The 26,594-nt window shown below is 33.4% G+C and carries 22 protein-coding genes; 19 read left to right on the plus strand and 3 right to left on the minus strand.

What is annotated here, in order from left to right; translation table 11 throughout:
- Positions 1 to 84 precede the first annotated feature (84 nt).
- From Q0870_RS03435 to Q0870_RS03475, 9 genes are all read left to right on the plus strand, one after another.
- A complete protein-coding gene (locus tag Q0870_RS03435; RefSeq protein WP_298551102.1) occupies positions 85 to 1,857 on the plus strand; it encodes a long-chain fatty acid--CoA ligase in 1,773 nt (590 codons plus the stop codon).
- 109 nt (positions 1,858 to 1,966) lie between these two features.
- The gene (locus Q0870_RS03440) at positions 1,967 to 2,362 is read left to right on the plus strand and encodes a DUF1761 family protein (RefSeq protein ID WP_298551104.1); all 396 of its coding nucleotides are present in this window, start codon (positions 1,967 to 1,969) and stop codon (positions 2,360 to 2,362) included.
- Positions 2,363 to 2,466: 104 nt separating this feature from the next.
- Positions 2,467 to 2,913 carry a MarR family transcriptional regulator gene (locus Q0870_RS03445; protein ID WP_298551106.1) on the plus strand — a complete coding sequence of 149 codons (447 nt, stop codon included), beginning with the start codon at positions 2,467 to 2,469 and terminating at the stop codon, positions 2,911 to 2,913.
- 6 nt (positions 2,914 to 2,919) lie between these two features.
- Positions 2,920 to 5,328, plus strand: a complete 2,409-nt coding sequence (locus Q0870_RS03450; RefSeq protein WP_298551107.1) for a 3-hydroxyacyl-CoA dehydrogenase/enoyl-CoA hydratase family protein — start codon at positions 2,920 to 2,922, stop codon at positions 5,326 to 5,328.
- 5 nt (positions 5,329 to 5,333) lie between these two features.
- Positions 5,334 to 6,527, plus strand: a complete 1,194-nt coding sequence (locus Q0870_RS03455; protein WP_298551108.1) for an acetyl-CoA C-acyltransferase — start codon at positions 5,334 to 5,336, stop codon at positions 6,525 to 6,527.
- A 23-nt stretch (positions 6,528 to 6,550) separates the two neighbouring features.
- Positions 6,551 to 8,353 carry an acyl-CoA dehydrogenase family protein gene (locus Q0870_RS03460; RefSeq protein ID WP_298551110.1) on the plus strand — a complete coding sequence of 601 codons (1,803 nt, stop codon included), beginning with the start codon at positions 6,551 to 6,553 and terminating at the stop codon, positions 8,351 to 8,353.
- Between the two features lie 203 nt (positions 8,354 to 8,556).
- Positions 8,557 to 9,042, plus strand: coding sequence for a DUF6265 family protein (locus Q0870_RS03465; protein ID WP_298551112.1), 486 nt, complete (start codon positions 8,557 to 8,559; stop codon positions 9,040 to 9,042).
- 55 nt (positions 9,043 to 9,097) lie between these two features.
- The gene (locus Q0870_RS03470) at positions 9,098 to 10,750 is read left to right on the plus strand and encodes a M1 family metallopeptidase (RefSeq protein WP_298551115.1); all 1,653 of its coding nucleotides are present in this window, start codon (positions 9,098 to 9,100) and stop codon (positions 10,748 to 10,750) included.
- Entirely contained in the window at positions 10,747 to 11,322 is a 576-nt protein-coding gene (locus Q0870_RS03475; RefSeq protein WP_298551117.1) for a YdeI/OmpD-associated family protein, read from the plus strand. The genes Q0870_RS03470 and Q0870_RS03475 overlap by 4 nt, the downstream gene beginning before the upstream one ends.
- Positions 11,323 to 11,425: 103 nt before the next feature.
- Here Q0870_RS03475 and Q0870_RS03480 read toward each other — a convergent pair whose 3' ends face one another.
- The 3 genes from Q0870_RS03480 to Q0870_RS03490 all read right to left on the minus strand — a co-directional run bounded on the left by Q0870_RS03480 (position 11,426) and on the right by Q0870_RS03490 (position 14,848).
- A complete protein-coding gene (locus Q0870_RS03480) occupies positions 11,426 to 12,892 on the minus strand; it encodes a magnesium chelatase (protein WP_298551119.1) in 1,467 nt (488 codons plus the stop codon).
- A gap of 62 nt (positions 12,893 to 12,954) precedes the next feature.
- The gene (locus Q0870_RS03485) at positions 12,955 to 14,082 is read right to left on the minus strand and encodes a VWA domain-containing protein (protein WP_298551121.1); all 1,128 of its coding nucleotides are present in this window, start codon (positions 14,080 to 14,082) and stop codon (positions 12,955 to 12,957) included.
- Positions 14,083 to 14,170: 88 nt separating this feature from the next.
- Complete coding sequence (locus tag Q0870_RS03490) at positions 14,171 to 14,848, minus strand: Crp/Fnr family transcriptional regulator (RefSeq protein WP_298551123.1); 678 nt, start codon at positions 14,846 to 14,848, stop codon at positions 14,171 to 14,173.
- Positions 14,849 to 14,955: 107 nt separating this feature from the next.
- On the opposite strand from Q0870_RS03490, the gene Q0870_RS03495 reads away from it, so the two are divergent.
- From Q0870_RS03495 to Q0870_RS03540, 10 genes are all read left to right on the plus strand, one after another.
- The gene (locus tag Q0870_RS03495) at positions 14,956 to 17,331 is read left to right on the plus strand and encodes a heavy metal translocating P-type ATPase metal-binding domain-containing protein (RefSeq protein ID WP_298551125.1); all 2,376 of its coding nucleotides are present in this window, start codon (positions 14,956 to 14,958) and stop codon (positions 17,329 to 17,331) included.
- A gap of 204 nt (positions 17,332 to 17,535) precedes the next feature.
- Positions 17,536 to 17,706 carry a cbb3-type cytochrome oxidase assembly protein CcoS gene (gene ccoS, locus Q0870_RS03500; RefSeq protein WP_298551127.1) on the plus strand — a complete coding sequence of 57 codons (171 nt, stop codon included), beginning with the start codon at positions 17,536 to 17,538 and terminating at the stop codon, positions 17,704 to 17,706.
- A gap of 25 nt (positions 17,707 to 17,731) precedes the next feature.
- Positions 17,732 to 19,924, plus strand: a complete 2,193-nt coding sequence (gene ccoN / locus Q0870_RS03505; RefSeq protein WP_298551129.1) for a cytochrome-c oxidase, cbb3-type subunit I — start codon at positions 17,732 to 17,734, stop codon at positions 19,922 to 19,924.
- Positions 19,925 to 19,945: 21 nt separating this feature from the next.
- On the plus strand, positions 19,946 to 20,131 hold the full coding sequence (locus Q0870_RS03510) for a CcoQ/FixQ family Cbb3-type cytochrome c oxidase assembly chaperone (RefSeq protein ID WP_298551131.1): 186 nt from the start codon (positions 19,946 to 19,948) through the stop codon (positions 20,129 to 20,131).
- Positions 20,128 to 21,036 (plus strand): cbb3-type cytochrome c oxidase N-terminal domain-containing protein, encoded by a 909-nt coding sequence (locus Q0870_RS03515; RefSeq protein ID WP_298551133.1) that lies wholly within the window; start codon positions 20,128 to 20,130, stop codon positions 21,034 to 21,036. The genes Q0870_RS03510 and Q0870_RS03515 overlap by 4 nt, the downstream gene beginning before the upstream one ends.
- 79 nt (positions 21,037 to 21,115) lie before the next feature.
- Positions 21,116 to 22,540 (plus strand): cytochrome c oxidase accessory protein CcoG, encoded by a 1,425-nt coding sequence (gene ccoG / locus Q0870_RS03520; protein ID WP_298551135.1) that lies wholly within the window; start codon positions 21,116 to 21,118, stop codon positions 22,538 to 22,540.
- Between the two features lie 270 nt (positions 22,541 to 22,810).
- Positions 22,811 to 23,257: a FixH family protein gene (locus Q0870_RS03525; RefSeq protein ID WP_298551138.1), complete on the plus strand. Its 447-nt coding sequence runs from the start codon at positions 22,811 to 22,813 to the stop codon at positions 23,255 to 23,257.
- A gap of 1 nt (position 23,258) precedes the next feature.
- Positions 23,259 to 23,960, plus strand: coding sequence for a sulfite exporter TauE/SafE family protein (locus Q0870_RS03530; RefSeq protein ID WP_298551140.1), 702 nt, complete (start codon positions 23,259 to 23,261; stop codon positions 23,958 to 23,960).
- Between the two features lie 292 nt (positions 23,961 to 24,252).
- Positions 24,253 to 24,924: a TetR/AcrR family transcriptional regulator gene (locus Q0870_RS03535; RefSeq protein ID WP_298551142.1), complete on the plus strand. Its 672-nt coding sequence runs from the start codon at positions 24,253 to 24,255 to the stop codon at positions 24,922 to 24,924.
- Between the two features lie 2 nt (positions 24,925 to 24,926).
- Positions 24,927 to 26,594, plus strand: a complete 1,668-nt coding sequence (locus tag Q0870_RS03540; protein ID WP_298551144.1) for an ATP-binding cassette domain-containing protein — start codon at positions 24,927 to 24,929, stop codon at positions 26,592 to 26,594.

Below are 26,594 nucleotides of genomic sequence, written 5' to 3' on the forward strand. Positions count from 1 at the left end.
AATAAACTGAACGTCCTTTAAAATGTATTATTTGAAAATCATTATTTATTCCCTATTTTGCATTATTGCTTTTAAAAATTCCCTATGAAAGAGATTACAAGATTATTTGATTTTCCGTACCACCAATTAAACAATCATCCTTTAGAAGCCTCACTTGTGACTAAGTATAAAGGTAATTGGGTTAAAACTTCAACTGCTGAATATCTTGACAAGGCTAATGCAATAAGTAGAGCTTTATTAAAATTAGGGATTAATAAAAATGATAAAATAGCTGTTATTTCTTCTACTAACAGAACAGAGTGGAATATTGTAGATATTGGAATTTTGCAAGTTGGAGCACAAAACATTCCTATTTATCCAACTATTAGTGCAGAAGATTATGAGTATGTTTTAAATCATAGCGAATCTACATACTGTTTTGTGTCTTGTGAAGAAGTTCTTGAAAAAATTAATAAAGTAAAAGAAAGCACTAGTATTAAAGACGTTTATTCTTTTGATCATATAAAAGGATGTAAGCATTATTCTGAATTGCTAGAACTTGGTAAAGATGATGCAAATCAAAATGAAGTTGAAAAACGAAAGCATAATGTCAAACCTGAGGAACTAGCAACTATCATATATACTTCTGGAACCACAGGAAAACCAAAAGGTGTTATGTTATCTCATAATAATATTGTTTCTAATGTGATTTCTGCTAGTAATAGATTTCCACTAGAGCCAAATGCAAGAGCTTTGAGCTTTCTACCTATATGTCATATTTTCGAACGTGTTTTTACATACTTATACCAGTATAGAAGTATTGAAACTTATTATGCTGAATCTATTGATAAAATAGGTGATAATGCTAAAGATATAAAACCCCATACCATGACAGTTGTTCCTAGGCTTATAGAAAAAGTCTACGACAAAATTATGGACAAGGGTGCTGATTTAACTGGTTTTAAAAAGAAACTATTCTTTTGGGCAGTAGAATTAGGAGCTCAATTTAAACCCTATAAACAAAATGGGTTCTTATATGGTTTAAAATTATCAATAGCACGAAAACTAATTTTTAGTAAATGGCAAGCTGCCCTTGGTGGAAATATTATATTTATGGCATCTGGTAGTGCAGCACTTCAACCTAGGTTAGGAAGAATTTTTGGTGCAGCAGATATGTCAATTATGGAATGCTACGGACTTACAGAAACTTCACCCGGAGTTTCTGCTAGTGATAGAAGAAACGGAGGTTGGAAAATTAGCCATGTTGGAAGAGTAATTGACGATGTTGAAGTTAAAATTGCTGAAGATGGTGAGATTTTAATTAAAGGTCCCAACGTAATGATGGGCTATTATAAAGATCCTGAAAAAACAGCTAGCGTCATGACTGGTAATTATTTTCATACAGGAGATAAAGGTGAAATTGATGCCGATGGTTTCTTAAAAATTACAGGACGTAAAAAGGAAATGTTCAAAACCTCTGGTGGAAAATATATTATTCCTACGCTTCTTGAAAATGATTTGAAACAATCCCGTTTTATTGAACAAATAATGGTTATTGGTGAAGGTGAAAAAATGCCTGCCGCTTTAATTCAGCCTAATTTTGAATTTGTACAAGAATGGATTGAACGTAAAAATCACCCTGTCGGAACTTCTTTTGAGGATATTGCAAAATCTGAAATTGTTCAGAAACGCATCCAAAGAGAAGTTGATAAATGCAATAAGAAATTTGGTAAATGGGAACAGATTAAAAAGTTTGAAATTACTCCTGAAGAATGGTCAATAAATTCAGGTCATCTTACACCAACAATGAAAATGAAAAGAGATGTTATCAAAAAAATGTATGCACATTTAATTGAACAAATTTATCGCCCTTCTTAGAACACAATCTCTTTTAATAAAACCACTTTAAATAACCCGTAATTCAATGACATTTAATAAGTTAATCAATTTTTAGTATATTTAGACATAACCAATTAAAACTAATAAAATGAAAACTAAAAATTTCTTAGTATCGGGTATTGCGGGAGGTATTGTTGATTTCCTTTTAGGATGGCTCTTTTATGGTATCATTTTTAAAGATGTTTTTCCTCAACCAGAAGAAAGCGGAAGTACAATGCTATTTATCTTTCTTGGCTGCATTACTTTTGGATTGTTTGTTGCTTACATTTATACAAAATGGGCACAAATAACAACAGCTGCTACTGGAGCTAAAGCAGGTGCCATTATAGGGCTCTTTATTGGATTATTTTACAATTTCTTTAATATGGCTATGATTCCTGGAGCGGAGTTACAATTAGCTGCTTTAGATGTTGGTATATCAGTTGTTATGACTACCATTATTGGTGCAGTAATAGCCGCTATCAATGGTAAATTAGGCGATTAAACAAATTATTTCTCTTTATTTAAGTAAAGTAAATACAATTTACTAAAAAATACTATGCACGCATAGTATTTTTTTATTATATTTGGTCTCACCAATCAACAAACATGAAAGACAAAACCATTGATTATGTACTAAGAACTACTTGGTTAACTGTTCAAAAAATGTACAATGAAGAAGCTTCAAAATTTGGAAGCACCATGGCAACAGGCTTCACCTTATTAAGTATAGATCCCGAAAAAGGAACACCCTCTACTGCATTAGGTCCAAAAATGGGAATGGAAGCTACTAGTTTATCTAGAACTCTGAAGACTATGGAAAAGAAAGGTTTAATAACCAGAAAACCTAACCCAAATGATGGACGAGGCGTTATTATATCGCTCACAGATTTTGGAATTGAAAAAAGAGAGTATTCAAAAGAAAAGGTGTTATTATTTAATGAAACCATACGGAAAAATATTTCTGAAGAGCAATTAAATAGTTTCTATGAAGTTGCAGAAGTTATTAATGATATGGTTTGTAATAAAAAAATATACAATCAATCTGATAGTTAAAATAAAATGAGTAAAAGAAGAATTAAAAAAATAGCCATTATTGGCTCTGGTATTATGGGAAGTGGTATTGCTTGTCATTTTGCTAATATTGGTGTTGACGTACTATTGTTAGATATTGTGCCCCGAGATTTAAGCGACAAGGAAAAGGCAAAAGGTTTAACACTCAAAGATAAAGTTGTTAGAAATAGATTGGTAAATGATGCTCTAACTAACTCTTTAAAATCGAAGCCTTCTCCTATCTACCATCAAAAATTCGCCAATAGAATTACTACTGGAAACTTAGAAGATGATATTGCAAAAGTTGCTGATGTTGATTGGATTATGGAAGTGGTTGTTGAACGCTTAGATATTAAACAACAAGTCTTTGAAAAACTAGAAAAGTACAGAACACTAGGTACTTTAATCACAAGTAACACATCTGGTATTCCTATTAAGTTTATGAGCGAAGGCAGAAGTGAAGATTTTCAAAAGCATTTTTGTGGTACGCACTTTTTCAACCCAGCTCGTTACTTAAAGCTATTTGAAATAATTCCAGGACCAAAAACAGATACATCAGTTTTAGAATTCTTAAATGGCTATGGTGAGCAATTTCTTGGAAAGACCTCAGTAATTGCAAAAGACACGCCTGCATTTATTGGAAATAGAATTGGAATTTTTAGTATTCAAAGTTTATTTCATTGCGTTAAAGATTTAGATTTAACAATTGAAGAAGTTGATAAATTATCAGGACCAGTTATTGGTCGTCCAAAGTCAGCTACGTTTAGAACGGTTGATGTTGTAGGTTTAGACACCTTAGTTCACGTTGCAAATGGTATTGCCGATAACTGTAAAAATGATGAGCGTTTAGAATTGTTTAGATTACCAGACTTCATCAATACCATGATGGAAAATAAATGGTTAGGAAGCAAGACGGGACAAGGATTTTATAAAAAACAAGTTTCAGCTGATGGTAAAAAGGAAATTTTATCATTAGACTTAAATACATTGGAATATCGTTCGGCAAAACGCGCAAAATTTGCCACGTTAGAATTAACAAAATCGGTTGATAAAGTTGTTGATCGTTTCAAAGTCTTAGTAAAAGGAAAAGATAAAGCTGGTGAATTCTATCGTAAGAGCTTCGCGGCTTTATTTGCTTATGTTTCAAATAGAATTCCAGAAATCACAGACGATTTATATAAAATTGATGATGCCATGAAAGCTGGATTTGGTTGGGAACATGGTCCTTTCCAAATCTGGGATGCTATTGGCGTAGAGGCTGGAATAGAAATCATGAAAGCTGAAGGATTAGAACCGAATTCTTGGGTAAGTGAAATGCTTGCTTCAGGAAGTTCTTCTTTCTACACAGTGAAAGATGGTGCTTCTTATGCTTATGATATTCCAAAGAAAACACATAAAAAAATACCTGGACAAGATGCTTTCATTATACTTGATAATATTAGAAAATCGAATGAAGTATTTAAGAATTCAGGTGTTGTTGTTGAAGATTTAGGTGATGGTATTTTAAATGTAGAATTCCAATCTAAAATGAATACTATTGGTGGTGATGTACTTGCAGGGCTAAACAAAGCTATTGATTTAGCTGAAAAAGATTTTGCAGGATTAGTTGTTGGTAACCAAGGTGCAAACTTCTCGGTTGGTGCTAATATTGGTATGATTTTCATGATGGCCGCTGAACAAGAATATGATGAACTGAATGGCGCTATTAAGTACTTCCAAGATACGATGATGCGCATGCGTTATTCATCAATTCCAACTATATCTGCTCCTCATGGCATGTCTTTAGGTGGTGCATGTGAATTGTCTATGCACGCTGATAAAGTGGTTGCTGCTGCAGAAACGTATATGGGACTTGTAGAATTTGGAGTTGGCGTTATTCCTGGCGGAGCGGGTTCTAAAGAAATGGCTTTAAGAGCATCGGATACGTTTAGAAAAGGAGATGTTCAATTAAACACATTACAAGAATACTTCCTAACAATTGGTATGGCTAAAGTATCAACTTCTGCATATGAAGCTTTTGATTTAGGAGTGCTTCAAAAAGGGAAAGATATTGTAGTTGTAAACAAAGACCGTCAAATAGCAGTTGCAAAACAACATGCAAAACTCATGGCAGATATTGGATACACACAACCTGTAAAACGCACCGATGTAAAAGTTCTAGGTAAACAAGCTTTAGGTATGTTTTTAGTAGGAACAGATGCCATGAAAGACTCAAACTATATTAGCGAGCACGACATGAAAATTGCAAATAAACTAGCCTACGTCATGGCTGGTGGCGATTTATCTGAACCAACTTTAGTAAGTGAACAATATTTATTGGATTTAGAACGCGAAGCTTTCCTTTCGCTTTGTACAGAACGTAAAACTTTGGAAAGAATCCAACACATGTTAACCAAAGGAAAACCTTTAAGAAACTAAGAAAAATGAAAACAGCATATATAGTAAAAGCATATAGAACCGCGGTTGGCAAAGCACCAAAAGGGGTATTTCGCTTTAAAAGAACGGATGAATTGGCAGCAGAAACCATCAAATACATGATGAAAGAATTGCCAAATTTGGACCCAAAACGCATTGATGATGTTATTGTTGGTAATGCCATGCCAGAAGGTTCTCAAGGTTTAAATATGGCGCGTCTAATCTCTTTAATGGGATTGGAAGTTATTGATGTTCCTGGTGTAACTGTTAACCGTTTTTGTTCTTCTGGAGTAGAAACTATAGGAATGGCAACTGCAAAGATTCAAGCGGGAATGGCAGATTGTATTATTGCAGGTGGTGCAGAAAGTATGAGTAGCGTACCTATGACTGGATTTAAGCCAGAATTAAATTACGATGCGATTGTAAAAGCTGGTCATGAAGATTATTACTGGGGCATGGGTAACACTGCTGAAGCCGTGGCAAACCAGTTTAAAGTGTCTCGTGAAGATCAAGATGAATTCGCTTATAATTCGCATATGAAAGCATTAAGAGCGCAAGCTGAAAATCGTTTTCAAGATCAAATTGTACCAATTGACATTGAACAAACATTTATTGATGCTAACGGAAAAAAGGCAACAAAAAAATATACAGTAACTAAAGATGAAGGTCCAAGAAAAGGCACTAACAAAGAAGCTTTAGCAAAACTAAGAGCTGTATTTGCTGCAGGTGGTAGTGTTACTGCTGGTAACTCATCTCAAATGAGTGATGGTGCTGCATTTGTAATGGTTATGAGTGAGGATATGGTTAAAGAGTTAAATCTTGAACCCATAGCACGTATGGTAAATTATGCTGCTGCAGGTGTAGAACCTCGCATTATGGGAATTGGTCCAGTAAAGGCGATTCCAAAAGCATTAAAACAAGCAGGCTTAAAACAAGATGATTTATCGCTTATTGAATTGAATGAAGCATTTGCTTCTCAATCTTTAGCTGTAATCCGCGAATTAGATTTAAATCCAGATATCATAAACGTTAATGGTGGTGCAATTGCACTTGGGCATCCACTTGGATGTACAGGAGCTAAATTATCTGTACAACTATTTGATGAAATGCGTAAGCGTGACATGAAAGGTAAGTATGGAGCAGTAACTATGTGTGTTGGTACTGGTCAAGGTGCATGTGGTGTATTCGAATTTTTAAATTAAAAAACTAAAATAAAGTAAAAGCAATGGAAAAAGACATTTTACGTGGTGGTCAATTCTTAGTGAAAGATATAGATTGTGAAGATATTTTCACTCCCGAAGATTTCAATGAAGATCAGCTTATGATGAAAGAAGCTGTAACCGAATTCGTTGACAGAGAAATTTGGTCTAAAAAAGCACAATTTGAAAAGAAAGATTATGCCTTAACAGAATCTTGTATGCGTCAAGCAGGAGAACTTGGTTTTTTAAGTGTTTCTGTTCCTGAAGAATATGGCGGAATGGGTATGGGTTTTGTTGACACCGCTTTAGTTTGCGATTATATATCTGGTGCAACAGGTTCATTCAGTACAGCATTTGGCGCGCATACTGGAATTGGAACTATGCCAATTACTTTATATGGCAACGAAGAGCAAAAACAAAAATATGTCCCAAAATTAGCTTCTGGAGAATGGTTTGGATCTTATTGCTTAACTGAGCCTAGTGCGGGTAGTGATGCTAATTCTGGAAAAACAAAAGCGGTTTTATCTGCTGATGGAAAAACATATAGTATCACAGGACAAAAAATGTGGATTTCAAATGCAGGTTTCTGTACTATCATGATTGTTTTTGCACGTATTGAAGACGATAAAAACATCACTGGTTTTATTGTTGAATACGATAAAGAAAATCCTAACGGAATTACAATGGGTGAAGAAGAGCATAAACTTGGGATTCGTGCTTCCTCTACCCGACAAGTATTCTTCAACGATACAGTTGTACCTGTTGAAAACATGCTTTCCACTAGAGGTAACGGTTTTAAAATTGCTATGAATGCACTTAACGTTGGTAGAATCAAATTAGCTGCTGCTTGTTTAGATGCTCAACGTCGTGTAATTTCTGTTTCTGTTAATTATGCAAACGAGCGTATTCAATTTAAAACACCTATCTCTAGCTTTGGAGCTATTCGTCAAAAAATAGCAGAAATGGCAACGAATTGTTGGGTTGGTGAAGCGGCAACTTATCGTGCAGCAAAAAATATTGAAGATAGAATTACTATTCGTCAAAATAATGGTAAAGACACACATCAAGAAGCTGAATTAAAAGGTGTAGAAGAATACGCCATTGAATGTTCTATACTTAAAGTAGCTGTTTCAGAGCATGTACAAAATTCTACAGATGAAGGCATCCAAATTTTTGGAGGTATGGGGTTCTCTGAAGAAACTCCTGTAGAATCTGCTTGGAGAGATGCCAGAATCGCTAGAATTTATGAAGGCACTAATGAAATCAATAGAATGCTTTCAATAGGCATGTTAATTAAAAAAGCAATGAAAGGGCATGTTGACTTATTAGGCCCTGCGCAAGAAGTTGCAAAAGAACTTACAGGGATTCCATCTTTTGAAGTTCAAGATTTTTCAGAATTATTTTCAGAAGAAAAAAGTATAATTAAAAGTCTAAAAAAATTATTCCTAATGGTTGCTGGTGCAGCTCTTCAGAAATATGGAGAAAAAATTGAAGAGCAACAACAACTCATGTTGGCAGCTTCAGATATCCTAATTCAAATTTACTTAGCAGAATCTGCAATTCTTCGTGCTGAAAAAATGGCAAAGAAAGAAGGAGAAGACAATGTGAAAGAACAAATAGCGATGGCAAAATTAAACTTATTCCATGCTATTGATGTTATCGAAACTGCTGGAAAACATTCTATCATTTCCTTCTCTACAGGAGATGAACAACGTATGATGCTTATGGGCTTAAAGCGCTACATAAAGTATGTAAACATGCCAAACATTATAGAGCTTAGACATATCATTGCTGAAAAAGTAATTAAAGAAAATAAGTATTGTTTTTAAATATGTAAGTGAAACTTATAGAGTGACTAATTCAAATTTTGAAAACGCTTCGAATTAATTTTCGAAGCGTTTTTTTATTTCACTATCTATATAAGGTTAATCCTTAATAAGGAAATTTTATATATAATAAATTTAAGAATATGTCCTATTTAGATATCCCACAAACGTCTTAACAATACATAAACCATATAAAATCTAAAAATATGAAAGCATTTATTCTAATTGGATTAATAACCTTTGCCCCGTTTTTCAATTTGTTATGTAATGGACAAGTTGAAAAAAAACTAGAGCCAAAACTTAAAAACATATCTTGGATATCAGGAAATTGGAAAGGAAAAGCCTTTGGAGGGATAACTGAAGAAAATTGGAGCGAACCATCTGGAGGTTCCATGATGGCCACTTTTAAATTAATTAACGATGGAAAAGTCTCATTTTATGAAATTGAAATTATCAGAGAAGTTGAAAATACTTTAATACTTCAATTGAAACATTTTAATAATGACTTAAAAGGATGGGAAACCAAGGATAAAACTGTAGATTTTCCTTTAAAAGAAATAACAGCTACCAAAGCAGTTTTTGATGGCATGACTTTTGAAAAAGTAAATGATAACGAAATGAACGTTTATGTAGATATTCATCAAAAAGAGGGTTCTATAGAAACTGTAAAATTCAATTATACCAAACAGTAAATATTAACAAACTTTTATGAACCTTTTTATTTAATTTAGAGAAAATTTCAAATTGATGAAAAACTATTACATTATACTCATAGTTCTTTTAATAACACCTTTTACTTATTTAAATGCCCAAGAATTATTATCAGAAAAAACTAACTTTACAAAACAAGACACTTTAAGAGGTAGTATAACTCCAGAACGTGAATGGTGGGACTTAACATATTACCATTTAGATATAAAAGTTGACCCAGATAATAAATTCATTTCTGGAAAAAACACCATTCAATATAAAGTTTTAAAAAACGATTCTACCATGCAAATTGATTTGCAACCTCCTATGAAACTACTAAAAGCAGTGCAGAATGGTACAGAATTACAAATTAGAACTGATGGAAATACACATTTCATAACACTAAATGAAGACCAAAAAGTAGATGAAGTAAATAATTTAGAAGTATACTATGAAGGGCATCCAAAGGAAGCCGTTAGAGCCCCATGGGACGGAGGTATTTCATGGAAAAGAGACGATAACGGAAATCACTTTATAGCATCATCTTGTCAAGGTTTAGGCGCTAGTGTTTGGTGGCCATGTAAAGACCATATGTATGATGAAGTTGATAGTATGCAAATTAGTGTAAATGTACCTAGCAAATTAACGAATGTTTCCAACGGAAGACTAAGACTCGTGGAGCGTATAGGAGATACCAAAACATTCCATTGGGTAGTAAAAAACCCAATAAACAATTATGGTGTTAATATTAACATAGGCGACTATGTGAATTTTTCTGAAGTTTACGATGGTATGGCTGGGAATCTTGATATGAATTATTACGTGCTTAGAGATAATCTTGAAAAAGCAAAAGAACAATTTAAACAAGCACCAATGATGATGAAAGCTTTTGAGCATTGGTTTGGTCAGTATCCATTTTACAGAGATAGCTTTAAACTAGTTGAAGTACCTTATTTGGGAATGGAACACCAAAGCTCTGTAACTTATGGAAATGGTTATCAAAACGGCTATTTAGGAAGAGATTTATCAGGAACTGGTTGGGGATTAAAATTTGATTTTATAATTATTCATGAAGCTGGTCATGAATGGTTTGCAAATAATATTACTAATAAAGATGTTGCCGATATGTGGATTCATGAAGGGTTTACTGCGTATTCTGAAAACTTGTATTTAGATTATCATTTTGGAAAAGAAGCATCAGCTGAATACGTTATAGGAACACGAAAAAATATTCAAAACGACAGACCACTAATTGGACATTACAATGTGAACAAAGCGGGTTCTGGTGACATGTATTACAAAGGTGCCAATATGCTCCATACCTTAAGACAGCTTATTGAAGATGATGAAAAATGGCGTAAAATATTGCGTAAAATGAATGTGGAGTTCTATCACCAAACGGTTACCACAAAACAAATAGAAGATTTTCTTTCTAGAGAAACTGGTATTGATTTAACTGAATTTTTTAATCAATATCTAAGAACCATAAAAATTCCAACTTTAGAGTATTCTTTTAACAAGAAAGAATTAAAATACCGATGGACAAATATTGTTGAAGGATTTGATATGCCAGTTCAAATCAAAATTAATAATGAAGAGCGCTGGTTATTTCCTAAAGCAGAATGGAACATAATGTCACTAGATTCTAAAATCTTGACTTTTGAGGTGGATGTCGATTTTTATATTGAATCAAAGAAAATTGAACGTTGAAAGATTTCCAAGAAATCCATTTTGAAAGAAACACGGATTGGTATGATTGGTTATTACATAATCATACAAAGGAAAAAGCTGTATATCTTATTTTTTACAAATTAGAAATGAATATTCCTACCATGCGTTGGGAAGAAGCTGTTAAAGTAGCTATTTGTTTTGGTTGGATAGATTCAACAGTAAAAAGCTTAGGCAATGGAAAGAGACGACAATATTTCTGCCCTCGAAACCCAAAAAGTACCTGGAGTGCACTTAACAAAAAGTATGTTGAGGAATTAAATAAAGCAGGTTTAATTCATGAATCGGGTTTTAAAATGATTGAGCTTGCAAAAAGAACTGGAACTTGGACAGCCATGGACGATGTTGAAAATGGTATTATTCCAAAAGATTTACAAGGCGCATTTGATAGTAACCAGAGTGCATTTGAAAATTACCAAAACTTTGCCAAAGGCTATAGGAAAAGTTACCTCTCATGGTTACGTAGTGCAAAACGAGATGAAACAAGAAAAAAGCGCATCACTCAAATTATTGAATTATGCGCTAATAATATTAAAAGTAGAGATAATTGGTAAATAAAAAGAGTAAAAAAACTCTTTTTATTTCAGATTCCCGCCTATGCGGGAATGACAATTTCAACGGAAACCCAGAGGCACAGTCTCGAGGAATTCTTTTCGATTAAATTCCATTTATAAAACTGCCATAAGGGTCTTTAAATTCAATACCCTCTGTAAATCGTTGTTTACTTAACTGCTTATACTCTACTAAAGCCCAAAGCACAAACTCTTTTACAAAATAACCATCTTGTTTTGATAAATTAGGTTGATATTCTCCTAACAAATCATCTAACGGGGTAATTGCATTTAACATGCTTTTATATTCTTTATCTCTTAAGTCATCTAATAACTCGAAACCATCTTTTTGGTTGAAAAACCATGAAACAATATCGTCATAAGGACTTTCTTCGTTTTGCTTTTTTAGTTTACCAATCTTCGGAAAAAACTCTTCGAATAGGTTTTTTACTGCTTCTCCTATTAAATTATAAGCAACTACTGCAGCGCCTTCTTGCTCGCCTTCATAAACCAGTTCAACTTTTCCAGTTATAGCTGGAATAATACCAACAAAATCGGATAACCTCAGTATTGTTTGACCGTCTTCATTAATCAATGCTCGTCGTTCTGCGGTACTTAGTAAGTTTTCTAAAGCTGTAATACTTAAACGCGCACTTACTCCGCTTTTAGCATCAATAAACTCACTTTCACGGGCTTCAAAAACGATTTGTTCTAATAAATCTCTTGCTAAATCTGGTACAATTACAGAGGCTTTCTGACTTTCAACCACTTTTGCCTCTTGCTCAGTTATTTTTCTTGCTGTCTCAATATCTTCAGGATAGTGTGTTAATATTTGAGACCCAATTCTATCTTTTAAAGGTGTTACTATACTTCCTCTATTGGTATAATCTTCGGGGTTTGCTGTAAATAAAAACTGAATATCTAAGGGTAACCTCAACTTAAAACCTCTAATTTGAATATCGCCTTCCTGCAAAATATTAAACAAAGCCACTTGAATTCTTGCTTGCAAATCTGGTAATTCGTTAATTACGAATATGCAACGATTTGCTCTTGGGATCATTCCGTAATGAATCACGCGATCATCAGCATAACTTAGTTTTAAATTGGCGGCTTTAATAGGATCTACATCACCAATAATATCAGCAACAGTAACATCTGGAGTTGCTAATTTTTCAGCGAAACGTTCACTTCTGTGTAACCAAGAAATGGGTGTTTTATCTCCCTTTTCCTTAATTAATTCTGTAGCAAATCTTGAAATAGGTTGAAATGGGTCATCATTAATTTCTGAGCCTTCAACAATTGGAATGTATTCATCTAATAAATTAAGCATTAAACGTGCAAGTCTTGTTTTTGCTTGTCCGCGTAATCCTAATAAATTAATATTATGTCTTGATAAAATGGCGCGTTCTAATTCAGGAATTACAGTATTCTCATAACCATGTACACCTTCAAAAGTAGTTTCTTTATTTTTTATTTTTTGAATTAAGTTATCTCGCAATTCATCTTTAATAGATTTACTTTGATAACCTGCTTTCTTTAAATCTCCTAATGTATTTATATTTTTCACTTTCATTTTATAGCTTTTGGCTATTAGCAAACCTTCAGTAATAAGGCTAAAAGCTAACAGCTAGTTAATTATCCTCTAATTCTTTTTTTTCTGTTTGTTTCGTAATCTTCAAAAATCATTTCACCTAAACCTTTCAACCCCGTGTAAAACGCTTTTCCTTGGTTTGCATAGGTAAATTCTCGAACAAATTGCATGAGATAACTATCTTGTGCAATCATAAAAGTTGTAATTGGTATATGTAATCTTCTAGCTTGTTGTGCCATGGCATAACATTTATTTACAATGTGCTTATCTAAACCGTTACTGTTTTTATAATATTCTCCATCAGGTAAACGCAAACAACTTGGTTTTCCATCAGTAATCATAAAAATCTGTTTGTTTGTATTTCGTTTACGCCTTAGTAAATCCATGGCTAATTGTAAACCAGCAACTGTATTTGTATGATAAGGTCCAACTTTTAAATACGGTAAATCCTTAATTTCAATTTGCCATGCATCATTACCAAAGACTAAAATATCCAAGGTGTCCTTAGGGTATCGCGTTGTAATTAATTCTGCAAGCGCCATAGCCACTAGTTTCGCTGGTGTAATTCTATCTTCACCATATAATATCATACTGTGACTTATATCAATCATCAATACCGTGCTCATTTGAGATTTATGAAGTGTTTCTTCTACTACTAAATCATCTTCGGACAAGGTGAAATCTCCAATACCATGATTGATTTGGGCATTCTTTAAACTTTCTGTCATAGACACTTTATCTAGAGCATCTCCAAATTGATAGTTTTTAAAATCTCCTGTGTGTTCGTCTCCTATGCCTGGGCTTTTACTTTTATGATTACCTTGTCCACTACGTTTTATCTTTCCGAAAATTTGGTCTAAAGCTTGTTGACGTATAGCACGTTCCGTTTTTGCAGTTATGGATAAAGTACCATTTCCATCTAGGTCAATTTCTTCACGCAAATAGCCTTTTTGTTTTAAATCTTCTATAAAATCGTCAATGGTGTATTCGAGAGTAGTAAGTTTATACTCTTTATCTAATTCACGCAACCAATCAATAGCTTCGTCAAAATCTCCTGAAGTATGTGTAATTAGCTCCTTGAAAACTTCAAAAAGTGTATCAAAAGGAGATTTTAAAGGTGCTTCGTATTTTTTAAATACAAAACCTTTTCTTGATGTATTATCTTTTTTCATAGCTCTATAAAAATACTATATTTTTACAGAAAACAACAACCGCTATAATCAGATTTATCTATACTTTAACATGAATTTCATATATGGGCTATTCCATACGTTTTAAACCATTAAGGTTTTCAATTTTAACAAATTTCCCTACGGTAGATATCAAACCCTCCTTCTTAAATTGAGAGAGTACTCGAATTGCAGATTCAGTAGCCGTACCAACAATACTCGCATAATCTTCACGAGATAAAAGTACACTTAATGTTCCGTCTGAGTTTACACCAAAACTATCATGAATATAAATTAAAGTTTCAGCCAAACGTTGTTTTACTGATTTTTGAGCCATATTTACAATAATATCATCAGATTCTCTTAAATCATGCGCCATATCTTTTAAAACATCAAAAGAAAATTTTGGGTTTTTTTGCAAATCGGCAATAATTTCACTTTTTGGTATAAAGCAAACTTCCATATCATTTAAAGCTGAAGCTTGTAAATTAGAGCTTTCATCACTTATTAAAGAACGATGCCCCAATAACTGGCCTTTTACAACCATTTTTACAATTTGGTCTTTACCATTTTCACTAAGTTTTGATAGTTTGCATATTCCATCCTTAATACAATACACGCCATTTAAAGTTTCGCCTTCTTCAAAAATGACTTCACCTTTTTTAATAGTCTTAGAAGTCTTGCAAGAAGATATTCTCACTAACTCATCTTTAGTCAAAGACTTAAGTGAATTAAATTGTTTAATTATGCATTGTTCACATTTTCCCATAATGCTAAATTTGATTATACCGTAAAAATAATTAAAACATGACAAATATCATATTTAAAAAGCACTTGTTTTAAGACTTTTGTGTCAGGTATAAATGAGCAAATATTATGGGGCATAAATCATGTTTCCATTGTGGACTAGATTCTACATCTTCTGAAATTATCTATGATGATAAGTCGTTTTGTTGTAACGGTTGTAAAACTGTTTACGAGATTTTTTCTGCAAACGATTTAACGTGTTACTACGACTTACAAAACGCACCAGGCACTACACCAAAAGAAATTGAAGGCAAGTACAATTTTTTAGATAACACAAAAATTGTAGAAAATCTGCTGGAGTTTAATGATGATAAAACACAAATTGTCACGCTTTACATTCCACACATTCATTGTAGTTCTTGTATTTGGATTCTAGAGAATTTAAATAAACTTCATCCTTCTGTAAGTTCTTCTATTGTCAATTTTGGAAAAAAAACAGTTCGTATCAATTATCATATTGATAGTTTTTCTTTGAAGGAATTGGTAAGGCTTTTAAGCAGTATTGGCTATGAACCCTTTATAAGTTTAGATGATTATTCTGTAGGTAAAAAGGATGTTGATAGGTCACTTATATACAAATTAGGGGTTGCAGGTTTCGCTTTTGGAAACATAATGTTTTTATCGTTTCCAGAGTATTTCCAATTTAATGGTTATTGGATTGAAAAATATGCACCCCTTTTTAGATGGTTAATGTTTACGTTTTCGCTACCTGTTGTTTTTTATTGTAGTCAAAATTATTTTATTTCTGCTTATAAAGGTTTAAAAGCAAAACTTTTAAATATTGATGTTCCTATTGCTTTAGGTATTACCGTTTTGTTTTTAAGAAGTAGTGCCGAAATTATTTTAGATATTGGCACAGGTTTTTTTGATAGTTTATCTGGTCTGGTTTTTTTCTTATTATTGGGGAAGTTTTTTCAACAGAAAACTTATAATTTCTTGTCTTTTGAACGCGATTACAAGTCGTATTTCCCAATTGGAATTACAAAGATTTTTTTAGATAAAAAAGAGGAATCAATACAGGTTTATGATATTGAAAAAGGCGACAGACTTTTAATTAGAAATGAAGAGTTAATTCCTGTAGATTGTATTTTGATTACTGGCAATGCGCGAATTGATTATAGTTTTGTTACTGGAGAATCTGAAGCCGTTTCTAAACAATCGGGTGACAAATTATTTGCTGGTGGAAAACAGTTAAACGGTAGTATTGAGGTTGATGTTTTAAAAACTGTTGAGCAAAGTTACTTAACGCAATTATGGAGTAACGATGTATTTAATAAAAACAAGGAAGATAGTTTTACAACCTTAACCAATGCCATTAGTAAAAAATTCACAATTACCATTTTAAGTATAGCGTTTATAGCTACTGCATATTGGTTGTTTATAGACACATCAAAAGCATTGAATGTATTCACTGCCGTACTTATAATTGCTTGCCCATGCGCCATTGCTTTGGCCGCTCCTTTTACATTCGGGAACATGCTTCGCATTTTTGGAAAGCTAAAATTTTATGCCAAAAATGCTTCAGTTATTGAGCAATTAGCTGCTATTGACACCATTATTTTCGATAAAACAGGAACGATTACAGCCAATAAAGAAACATCTATTGAGTATGACGGTTCTGAGCTTTCGGGAGATGAAGAAACCTTATTAAGAAGTACCTTGCGGAATTCTAATCACCCTTTAAGTCGATCTTTATATTCGCTTCTGGAAGAGCATGATATTGTGACTTTAGAAGATTATGAAGAATATGTTGGAAAAGGTATCGAAGCTAAGCATAATGATAATTCTATAAAAATTGGCTCTGCTCCTTTTGTGGGATTTTCTTCTGAAACAGCTACTTTAAATACAGCTGTTCATGTGAGTACTAACAACAAATACAAAGGAAAATTTACATTTTATAACAAGTATAGAAAAGGACTTTCCAAATTGTTTAATAAACTAAAACCCAATTATGATTTGGTAATTCTTTCTGGAGATAATGCTGGAGAAAAAGAGAACTTAACTAAACTACTTCCTGCTGAAACGAAATTGTTTTTTAATCAGAAGCCTGAGGATAAATTGGAGTACATAAAACATCATCAAAATTCAGGCGCTAAAGTTTTAATGATTGGTGATGGTTTAAATGATGCTGGGGCTTTGGCACAAAGCAATGTTGGGATTGCTATTTCTGAGAATGTTAATGTGTTTTCGCCAGCTTGTGATGCCATTTTGGATGCTACTAAATTCAACCAATTATATAATTTTATAAAAGCCTCAAAATCAGCTATCACAATTATAAAATGGAGTTTTTTACTGTCCTTTATTTACAATAGTATTGGGCTTTATTTTGCGGTTACTGGGCAGTTATCACCTGTAGTTGCTGCAATTTTAATGCCTTTAAGTTCTATTAGCATTGTGGTATTTACAACAGTTTGCACGAATATTTTAGGGCGAAAATTGAAGTAGGAATTGAGGTGATTTTTTTGAGGGTGGATGCGTTAGGGATTGAACGGTATGTTTGAGCTCGCCGACGAAGGAGGAAGCGAGTAGTGAAAGCCCGACCCTTGTGGTAACGCCACAAAAAGAATGATTACAAATAAGAAAACATGACAAATGTCATCTTTTTAAAATAAGTATAAAAGTATTTTTGGGCTGTAACTTCAAGTAGGTATGAGTGTTATATATATTTTATTGACTATAAGCATTATAGTGGCAATTGGCTTTTTTGTAGCCTTTATTATTGCTGTGAAAAGCGGACAATTTGACGATAGTTATACACCATCGGTACGCATGTTATTTGAGGACGAATTGATTAAAGAAAAACCAAAAAAACGATACTAACCAAAGAAGAATAACAATTACAATTATGGAAATGCAACAATTTCATTACGATAATAAAATCGTTACAAAATTCATTTACGCGACAATAATTTTTGGCGTTGTAGGTATGGCGGTAGGTTTACTACTTGCTTTTATGTTTCTATTCCCTAATCTTACGGATGGAATTTCGTGGCTTAGTTTTGGGCGTTTAAGACCTTTACATACTAACGCTGTGATTTTTGCCTTTGTGGGAAATGCCATGTTTGCAGGAATTTATTATTCGTTACAACGTTTATTAAAAGCTAGAATGGCAAGCGACTTGTTAAGTAATATAAACTTTTGGGGGTGGCAACTTATTATTGTAGCTGCAGCTATTTCATTACCATTAGGGTATTCTACATCTAAGGAGTATGCCGAATTAGAATGGCCAATAGATATTGCCATTGCTTTAATTTGGGTGGTTTTTGGTGTGAACATGATTTGGACTATTCTTAAACGTAGACAACGTCACTTATATGTTGCTATTTGGTTTTACATTGCTACGTTTGTTACCGTTGCGGTACTTCATATTTTTAATAGTTTAGAGTTGCCAGTTAGTGCAATGAAAAGTTATTCTGTTTACGCTGGCGTACAAGATGCGCTTGTACAATGGTGGTACGGACACAACGCAGTAGCTTTCTTTTTAACGACTCCGTTTTTAGGATTGATGTATTACTTTGTTCCAAAAGCAGCAAACAGACCTGTGTATTCTTATAGATTATCTATTGTACATTTTTGGTCGTTAATTTTTCTATATATCTGGGCTGGACCCCATCACTTATTATACACCGCATTACCAGAATGGGCACAAAACTTAGGTGTAGCATTTTCTGTGATGTTATTAATGCCATCTTGGGGTGGTATGATAAACGGACTTTTAACCTTACGTGGTGCTTGGGATAAAGTTAGAACCGACCCTGTTTTAAAATTTATGGTAGTTGCTATTACTGGTTATGGTATGGCAACTTTTGAAGGCCCAATGCTTTCGCTTAAAAATGTAAATGCTATTGCTCACTTTACCGATTGGATTATTGCGCACGTACACGTTGGTGCATTAGCTTGGAACGGTTTTATGGCATTTGGTATTATTTATTACCTAATTCCACGATTATTTAAAACAAAATTATACTCTTTAGGTTTGGCCAATTTACACTTTTGGCTCGGTACTTTAGGTATTATTATATATGCATTACCCATGTATGTTGCTGGTTTTACACAAGCAAGTATGTGGAAACAATTTAACCCTGACGGCACTTTAGTTTACGGTAACTTTTTAGAAACCGTTACTGAAATTATGCCAATGTATTGGATGCGTGCTATTGGTGGTACTTTATACATAGTTGGTATGTTTATTCTAGTTTATAATGTGATTGCTACCGTGAAAAGCGGAAGCAAAGTACAAGATGAATTAGCTGAAGCTCCTGCTTTAGAACGTGTAACTAACAGACGTACTTCAAGCGAAGGATGGCATACATGGTTAGAAAGAAGACCAATTCAATTAACCATATTAGCAACTGTAGCTATTTTGATTGGTGGTATTATACAGATTGTACCAACCATTATGGTAAAATCTAATATTCCAACTATTGCAAGTGTACAACCTTATACACCTCTTGAATTAGAAGGTAGAGATATATACATCCGTGAGGGTTGTGTAGGTTGCCACTCCCAAATGATTCGTCCGTTTAGAAGTGAAGTTGAACGCTACGGAGAATACTCAAAAGCGGGAGAGTTTGTTTACGACCATCCATTCCTTTGGGGTAGTAAGCGTACAGGTCCAGATTTACACCGTGTTGGTGCTAAGTATTCTGACAACTGGCATTTTAACCACATGTACGATCCGCAGAGTACCTCATCTGGTTCTATTATGCCACGTTACCCTTGGTTAATTACAGGTAGTAGTAGCGAACTAGATAAATCAATGACCGAAGCAAAAATGGAAGCTATGGTAACGTTAGGAGTTCCTTATACAGAAGAAGACATAGCCAATGCACAACAAAACATGCTAGAGCAAGGTGCTCAAATTGAGCAAAACCTTTATAGCGACCCTGATTTTGCAAAAACTTATGAAGCCGACAAGAAATATGCTTCTGATAATGGCGAAGATTTTATAGAAATGAAAAACAGAGAAATTGTTGCAATGATTGCGTATTTACAACGATTAGGAACTGATATTCATGTAAAACCTGAGCAACAATAACCATCAAAATTATTTAGAATCATGCTAAAATTTGTAAAAAACCATATGGAGAGCATTACAGGAATAGAGATTTACCCGATGATTTCTCTACTTATCTTCTTTACTTTTTTTGTACTCCTATTTTGGTGGGTTATAACCGCTAAGAAAGACTATATAAAAAACGTAAGCAACTTACCATTAGACAACCAAAACGACAATATATTATGAGAAATTTAGTTCCATCCTGGATTCGTGTTCCAGTAGTATTCTTTATTATTTTTGGAGCCGTAGAATTCTTTGTAGATTCTGGAGAAAAACCTGCATTTATTGAATACCCATCAGTATTACTGTTTCTCCTTTTAGTATTACTAATACTAATTGCTATTGAAGCCATTATTGGTGCATTAGAAAACGTAATGCTTCATAAATTAGATGAAGACGCTAAAGCACGCTTTTTAGCCGAAAAAGAAAAATCATTTAAGTTTACATGGTTAAAAGAAACATACCAAAAGCTTCTAGGTTCAAAACCTATTGAAGAGGAAGGTGAAATTGTACTTGACCATAACTATGATGGGATTAAAGAGTTAGACAATAACCTACCACCATGGTGGGTATATTCATTTTACATTTCTATAGTTTTTGCTGCCGTTTATTTATTAAGATACCATGTATTTGATGGTAACAATCAAGTTGATGAATTAGAAATTGAGTTAGCTGATGCCAGAATTGCTTTAGAAGAATACAAGAAAACCGCTAAAGATTTGGTAGATTTTAATACAGTAACCTTATTAACAGATACAGGCGATTTAAGTTCTGGTAAAAACATTTTTGAAACCAATTGTGTAGCCTGTCATATGGCAGACGGTGGTGGTGGTATTGGACCAAATTTAACCGATGAACATTGGATACTTGGAGGTGGTATTAAAAATGTATTTAAAACCATTTCTGAAGGTGGACGTTCAGGAAAAGGTATGATTGCTTGGAAGGCACAGTTAAAACCATCTGAAATGGCTCAAGTAGCTAGTTATGTTTTAAGTTTTCAGGGTACAACTCCTGCAAACCCTAAAGCTGCTGAAGGCGATATTTGGGTAAATGAAGATAATACAATAACAGATAATTTAGTAACCGATTAATAGCAAATAACTAAACTATCTAATCCTGCCAGGTAAACAAACCATATTGAATCTGGCAGGATTTTAAAAAACCCAAGTCTTGGAAACTCCAAAAAACGAAACATTTAGAGATTCGATTGGTACGATTACAGAAGATGGTAAACGTGCTTGGGTATTTCCTAAAAAGCCAAGTGGAAAATTTTATGAATACAGAAAATATGTAAGTTACTTTTTATTGATTTTTTTATTGCTATCGCCTTTTATAAAAATAAACGGCAATCAGTTTTTAATGTTCAATGTATTGGAACGTCGCTTTAATATTTTTGGATTTCCGTTTTGGCCACAGGATTTTCATTTGTTTGTAATTTCTATGCTAATTGGTGTGGTTTTTATCACGCTGTTTACGGTAGTTTTTGGTCGTATTTTTTGTGGTTGGATTTGTCCGCAAACTATTTTTATGGAAATGGTTTTTCGTAGAATTGAATATTGGATTGAAGGTGATAGAAATAAACAACGAAAACTTGCTAGACAAAAATGGAATGCTGAAAAGATTAGAAAAAAAGGATTAAAACAATTCATTTTTATTATTATTTCATTCATTATTGCAAACGTATTTTTAGCTTACTTAATAGGAAGCGACAAACTGATTGAATACATTTTTGAAGGCCCATTAGAAAACATTAGTACTTTAATTTCCTTATTAATTTTTACAGGTGTTTTCTATTTTGTGTTTGCATGGTTTAGAGAACAGGTGTGCATTATTGCTTGCCCTTACGGAAGGTTACAAGGTGTGTTACTAGACACAAAATCTATTGTTGTGGCTTACGACCATAAACGTGGTGAAGCTGAAAATGGTAGAAAGAAATTTAGAAAAAATGAAGATCGCGAAGCTTTAGGTCATGGTGATTGTATTGATTGTTTACAATGTGTACACGTTTGCCCAACAGGAATTGATATTAGAAATGGCACACAACTAGAATGTGTAAACTGTACCGCTTGTATTGATGAGTGCGACCATATAATGGAAAGTATCAACTTACCAAAAGGGTTGATTCGTTATGCAAGTGAGGAGGAAATTGAAAAGAAAGCCAAGTTTAAACTTACACCTAGAATAAAAGGCTATATAGCTGTTCTTTCTATAATGATTGGGTTGTTAATTGGTATGTTGTTTTTGCGACATGATGTGGAAGCTAATGTTTTAAGGTTGCCTGGGCAATTGTACGAACATAAAGATGGTAATATTATAAGTAATGTGTTTACTTATAAATTAGTCAACAAAACTTCGGCGGATATTAATGATGTGAGTTTTAAACTGATGTCGCATAAAGGCGAATTGAAATTAGTATCAACAAGTAGTGACTTTGTAGTGCCAAGTCAAGGTATTGCCGAAGGAACTTTGTTTATCGAGATTAATAATTCGGTATTATCTGGAGATAGAAATAAAATTAAAATTGGTGTTTATAAAGGTGAAAAACTCATTGAAACGACTACGGCTAATTTTTTAGGACCGCGAAGTTATAAATAAGCTAGAAGCCCGAAGACAGAAGTTGGAAGTGACTTTGGCGGATACGTGCATTAGGGATTGAAACGGCATCCTTTTTTGAGGCACGAGAAAAAGATATAGTGGAAAGCCCGACCCGACAGGGTAATGCCAAAATAAAAAAAGACGGAAGCTCGAAGACGGGAAAAAAGAAGTTTGAGCTTGTTTCCTGCGAGGTTTTAAAAACCTTGTAGGTATAAAATTAAAATTATTATTAACTAAAAATAGATTCCTGCCTTCGCAGGAATGACAGATATGAAATTTAATTGGGGTACCGGAATTGTATTAGCGTTTATAGGCTTTATTTCGTTTATAATGTACTTTATTGTCACTATGAATGTGAATAATAAATACGATCATGATTTGGTTAGTGAGGATTATTACGCCGACGAATTGAAATACCAAAACGATATAAATAAGCTTAAAAACTCTAAAACTTTAGAGGCTAATATTAGCTACCAAAAAACAGCTGAAGGTTTGGCTATAAAATTTCCTGAAGCATTCGATTATAAAAATATTACAGGAAAATTGTTCCTATATAGACCATCTAACAAACAACTAGACTTTGAGACTGCTATCTCATTGTCTAATCATAATTTGCTCATACCTGACAAACGTTTGGTAGATGGTCGTTGGAACATTAAAATAGATTGGCAATATAAAGGAAAATCTTATTTATTTAAAGAATCAATAAATTATTAATATGCTGTTATCGGCATTCATATTAGGACTATTAGGGAGTTTTCATTGTGTTGGCATGTGCGGACCAATTGCTTTTATGCTACCTGTAGACCGAACAAATGCGGTTAAAAAAGTATCACAAATTACTGTTTATCATATAGGCAGACTTATTGCTTACAGCCTGATTGGGTTAGTGTTCGGTCTTATTGGCAAGAGCCTATTTATTTTTGGATTTCAGCAACAGCTTTCTATAATTATTGGGATTTTAATGATTTTAATAGTTGTGGTTCCTCAAAAAACATTTAATAAATACAACTTTTCAAAACCTATCTACAGGGTTATTTCTAAAGTTAAATCTGCTTTAGGTACAGCGCTTAAGAAAAAAACTATGGATACCTTTTTAACCATAGGTTTTCTAAACGGTTTCTTGCCTTGCGGCTTGGTATACATGGCTCTTTTTGCAGCTATTGCTGCTGGAACTGCTGCCAACGGAAGCCTCTATATGGCAGTGTTTGGTTTAGGCACTATTCCACTCATGACAACCGCTATTTATTTCAGTCAGTTTTTAAAAGGAAAAGCAAGACAGCGCATCCAAAAGGCAATTCCAATTTTTGTAGTTCTTATCGGAGCCTTGTTTATTCTTCGTGGTTTGGGTCTAGGTATCCCTTACCTCTCGCCTGCACCAGTTTACGATTTGGTTTCTAACGAGATAGATTGTCATTAAAATAACTTGGGGGTTACCCTCGTGCCTCAGGTCGGGCTTTACGCTACAAGTCCTCGCACCTCCTACGTCGGGCTGTGGGCTTTACGCTGCAATCCCTAACCCACACATCCGCTAAAGTCGTTTTATATATAAAAAACACTTTCCACCAAAACACACCACTAACAAAATTACTTGTTTTTCAGTTAGTTACACGTATCATAAATTTTATTTATGCATTGTATCAACATATTCAATAGTTTTTTACACATTATTAATAGTATTACTATTATTTTTGCAATTAAATAAATTAATTATGGATTCATTACTTTCAAATTTAAAAATTGCGGTTCCAAAAAAAATCTATGTAAAAGACCCAGAATCTTCCGATTTAGGAAAACGCATCATACAACACAGTATCACCTTAATTGATGAAATTGGTTTTGATAGTTTTACCTTTAAAAAACTGGGAAACATCATAGGCTCTAACGAGAGTTCTATATATCGCTACTTTGAAAGTAAACACAAACTCCTACTCTACCTATCCTCTTGGTATTGGGCTTGGATAGAATATCAATTAGTTTTTGAAACGCATAGTTTAAACCCTGAAAATAAACTTGAAAAAGCAATTGAAATTGTTACCAGAACCATTAAAGAAGATTCTAATTTTTCTCATATAAACGAAGTTGTTCTAAACAGAATTATCGTTAACGAAAACTCAAAATCTTTTTTAACTAAAGAGGTCGATCAGGAAAACAAGGAAGGCTACTTTGTTATTTACAAACGTATTGTACACCGCTTACGAGATATGATTATAGCTTTAAACCCCAATTATAAATTCTCATCAAGTCTTGCAAGCACCATTATTGAAGGTAGTTTGCACCAACATTTTTTAAAAGACCACTTTACATCAATAACCGATTGTAATGCTGGAGTAACTCCAACAAACTTTATTAAAAACCTTGTGCTTAACACTTTGAAATCTTAATTATGGAACAAAAAATAATGACGCCCTGGCAACGTTTAGTTGGTTTACTACAATTAGAAAAAAGAGATATTCTACAAATATTTTATTATGCAATTTTTGCAGGTATAGTAGCACTTTCTTTACCATTGGGGATTCAAGCTATTATCAACTTAATACAAGGTGCTCAAATTTCAACATCTTGGGTTGTATTGGTAATTATAGTAACATTAGGCGTGGCTTTTTCTGGCGCTTTGCAACTCATGCAACTAAGAATTATTGAAACCATACAACAGCGTATATTTACAAGGTCTTCTTTTGAATTGGCATATCGTTTTCCAAAAATAAAGATGTCTGAATTACGCAACTATTATCCCCCAGAATTAGCAAATCGTTTTTTTGACACCTTAACAATTCAAAAAAGTTTATCAAAAATATTAATTGATGTACCAACGGCAGTTTTGCAAATTTTATTTGCATTAATCCTACTATCGTTTTACCATCCATTCTTTATCATTTTCGGATTACTACTTTTAATATTAATCTTTATCGTTTTTAAATTCACAGCCATTAAAGGTCTTGAAACAAGTTTAAAAGAGTCTAAAAACAAATATAAAGTTGCGCATTGGATCCAAGAAATTGCACGTTCTGTAATTAGTTTCAAGCTATCAGGAAGTACCAGTTTGGGTATTAACAAAAATGATGAATTAGTAAACGATTATTTAAAGGCTAGAGAAAGTCACTTTAAAGTATTGATGCTTCAGTTTATTCAAATGATAAGTTTTAAAGTAATTGTTACCGCAAGTTTATTACTTATTGGTGGTGCTTTAGTGCTGAATCAAGAAATGAATATCGGGCAGTTTGTTGCCGCAGAAATTATCATCATTTTAGTAATTGCTTCGGTTGAAAAGCTCATTCTTGGTCTAGAATCATTTTATGATACATTAACGTCCCTAGAAAAAATAGGTCAAATAGTTGATAAAGATTTAGAAAGTCAAACTGGAGATTCTTCCCAATTCAGTAAAGGCATTCATATAGAATTAGAACAAGTGACCTATAAAGTTGACAACCGAGATAAGCATATACTAAAAAACATTTCATTAACTATTAAGCCAGAAAGCAGAATTTTGATAAAAGGAGAAAGTGGCTCTGGAAAATCTACATTATTACGATTAATTGCAGGAGTAATTCAAGCCACATCTGGTTATGTTTATGTCAACGACATGTCCATAAACAGCTTGCATTTAAACTTTTATAGATCACAACTTGGGCTATCCCTATCTGACGAAAACCCTTTTGAAGGTACTATTCGTGAGAATTTAACTTTTGGAAATCAAAACGTCCCTGATGAAAAAATTTATGAAGTACTTGATATTGTAGGTCTTAAAACCTTTTTAAAAGAACAACCTGATGGCCTAAATACTGTGCTTTATCCTGATGGTAGACAAATGTCTTACTCATTGTCTAAAAAAATTGTTTTAGCTCGCGCCATTTTAAAAGCACCTAAAATCCTTATTCTTGAAGATGCGCTGGATAGATTTAATAGAACAGAAACAAAAGCTATTGTAGATTATTTATCGCACCAAGACAGGCCATGGGCACTTATTGTAGTAAGTTTTAGTAGTGTTTGGGCAGATAAATGCACAGAAATTATCACTTTAGAAAAAGGTGAAATTAAATCTAAAAACAATTAA

Origin of the sequence: uncultured Algibacter sp. (assembly GCF_947487575.1) — a bacterium.
GTDB lineage: Bacteria > Bacteroidota > Bacteroidia > Flavobacteriales > Flavobacteriaceae > Algibacter_B.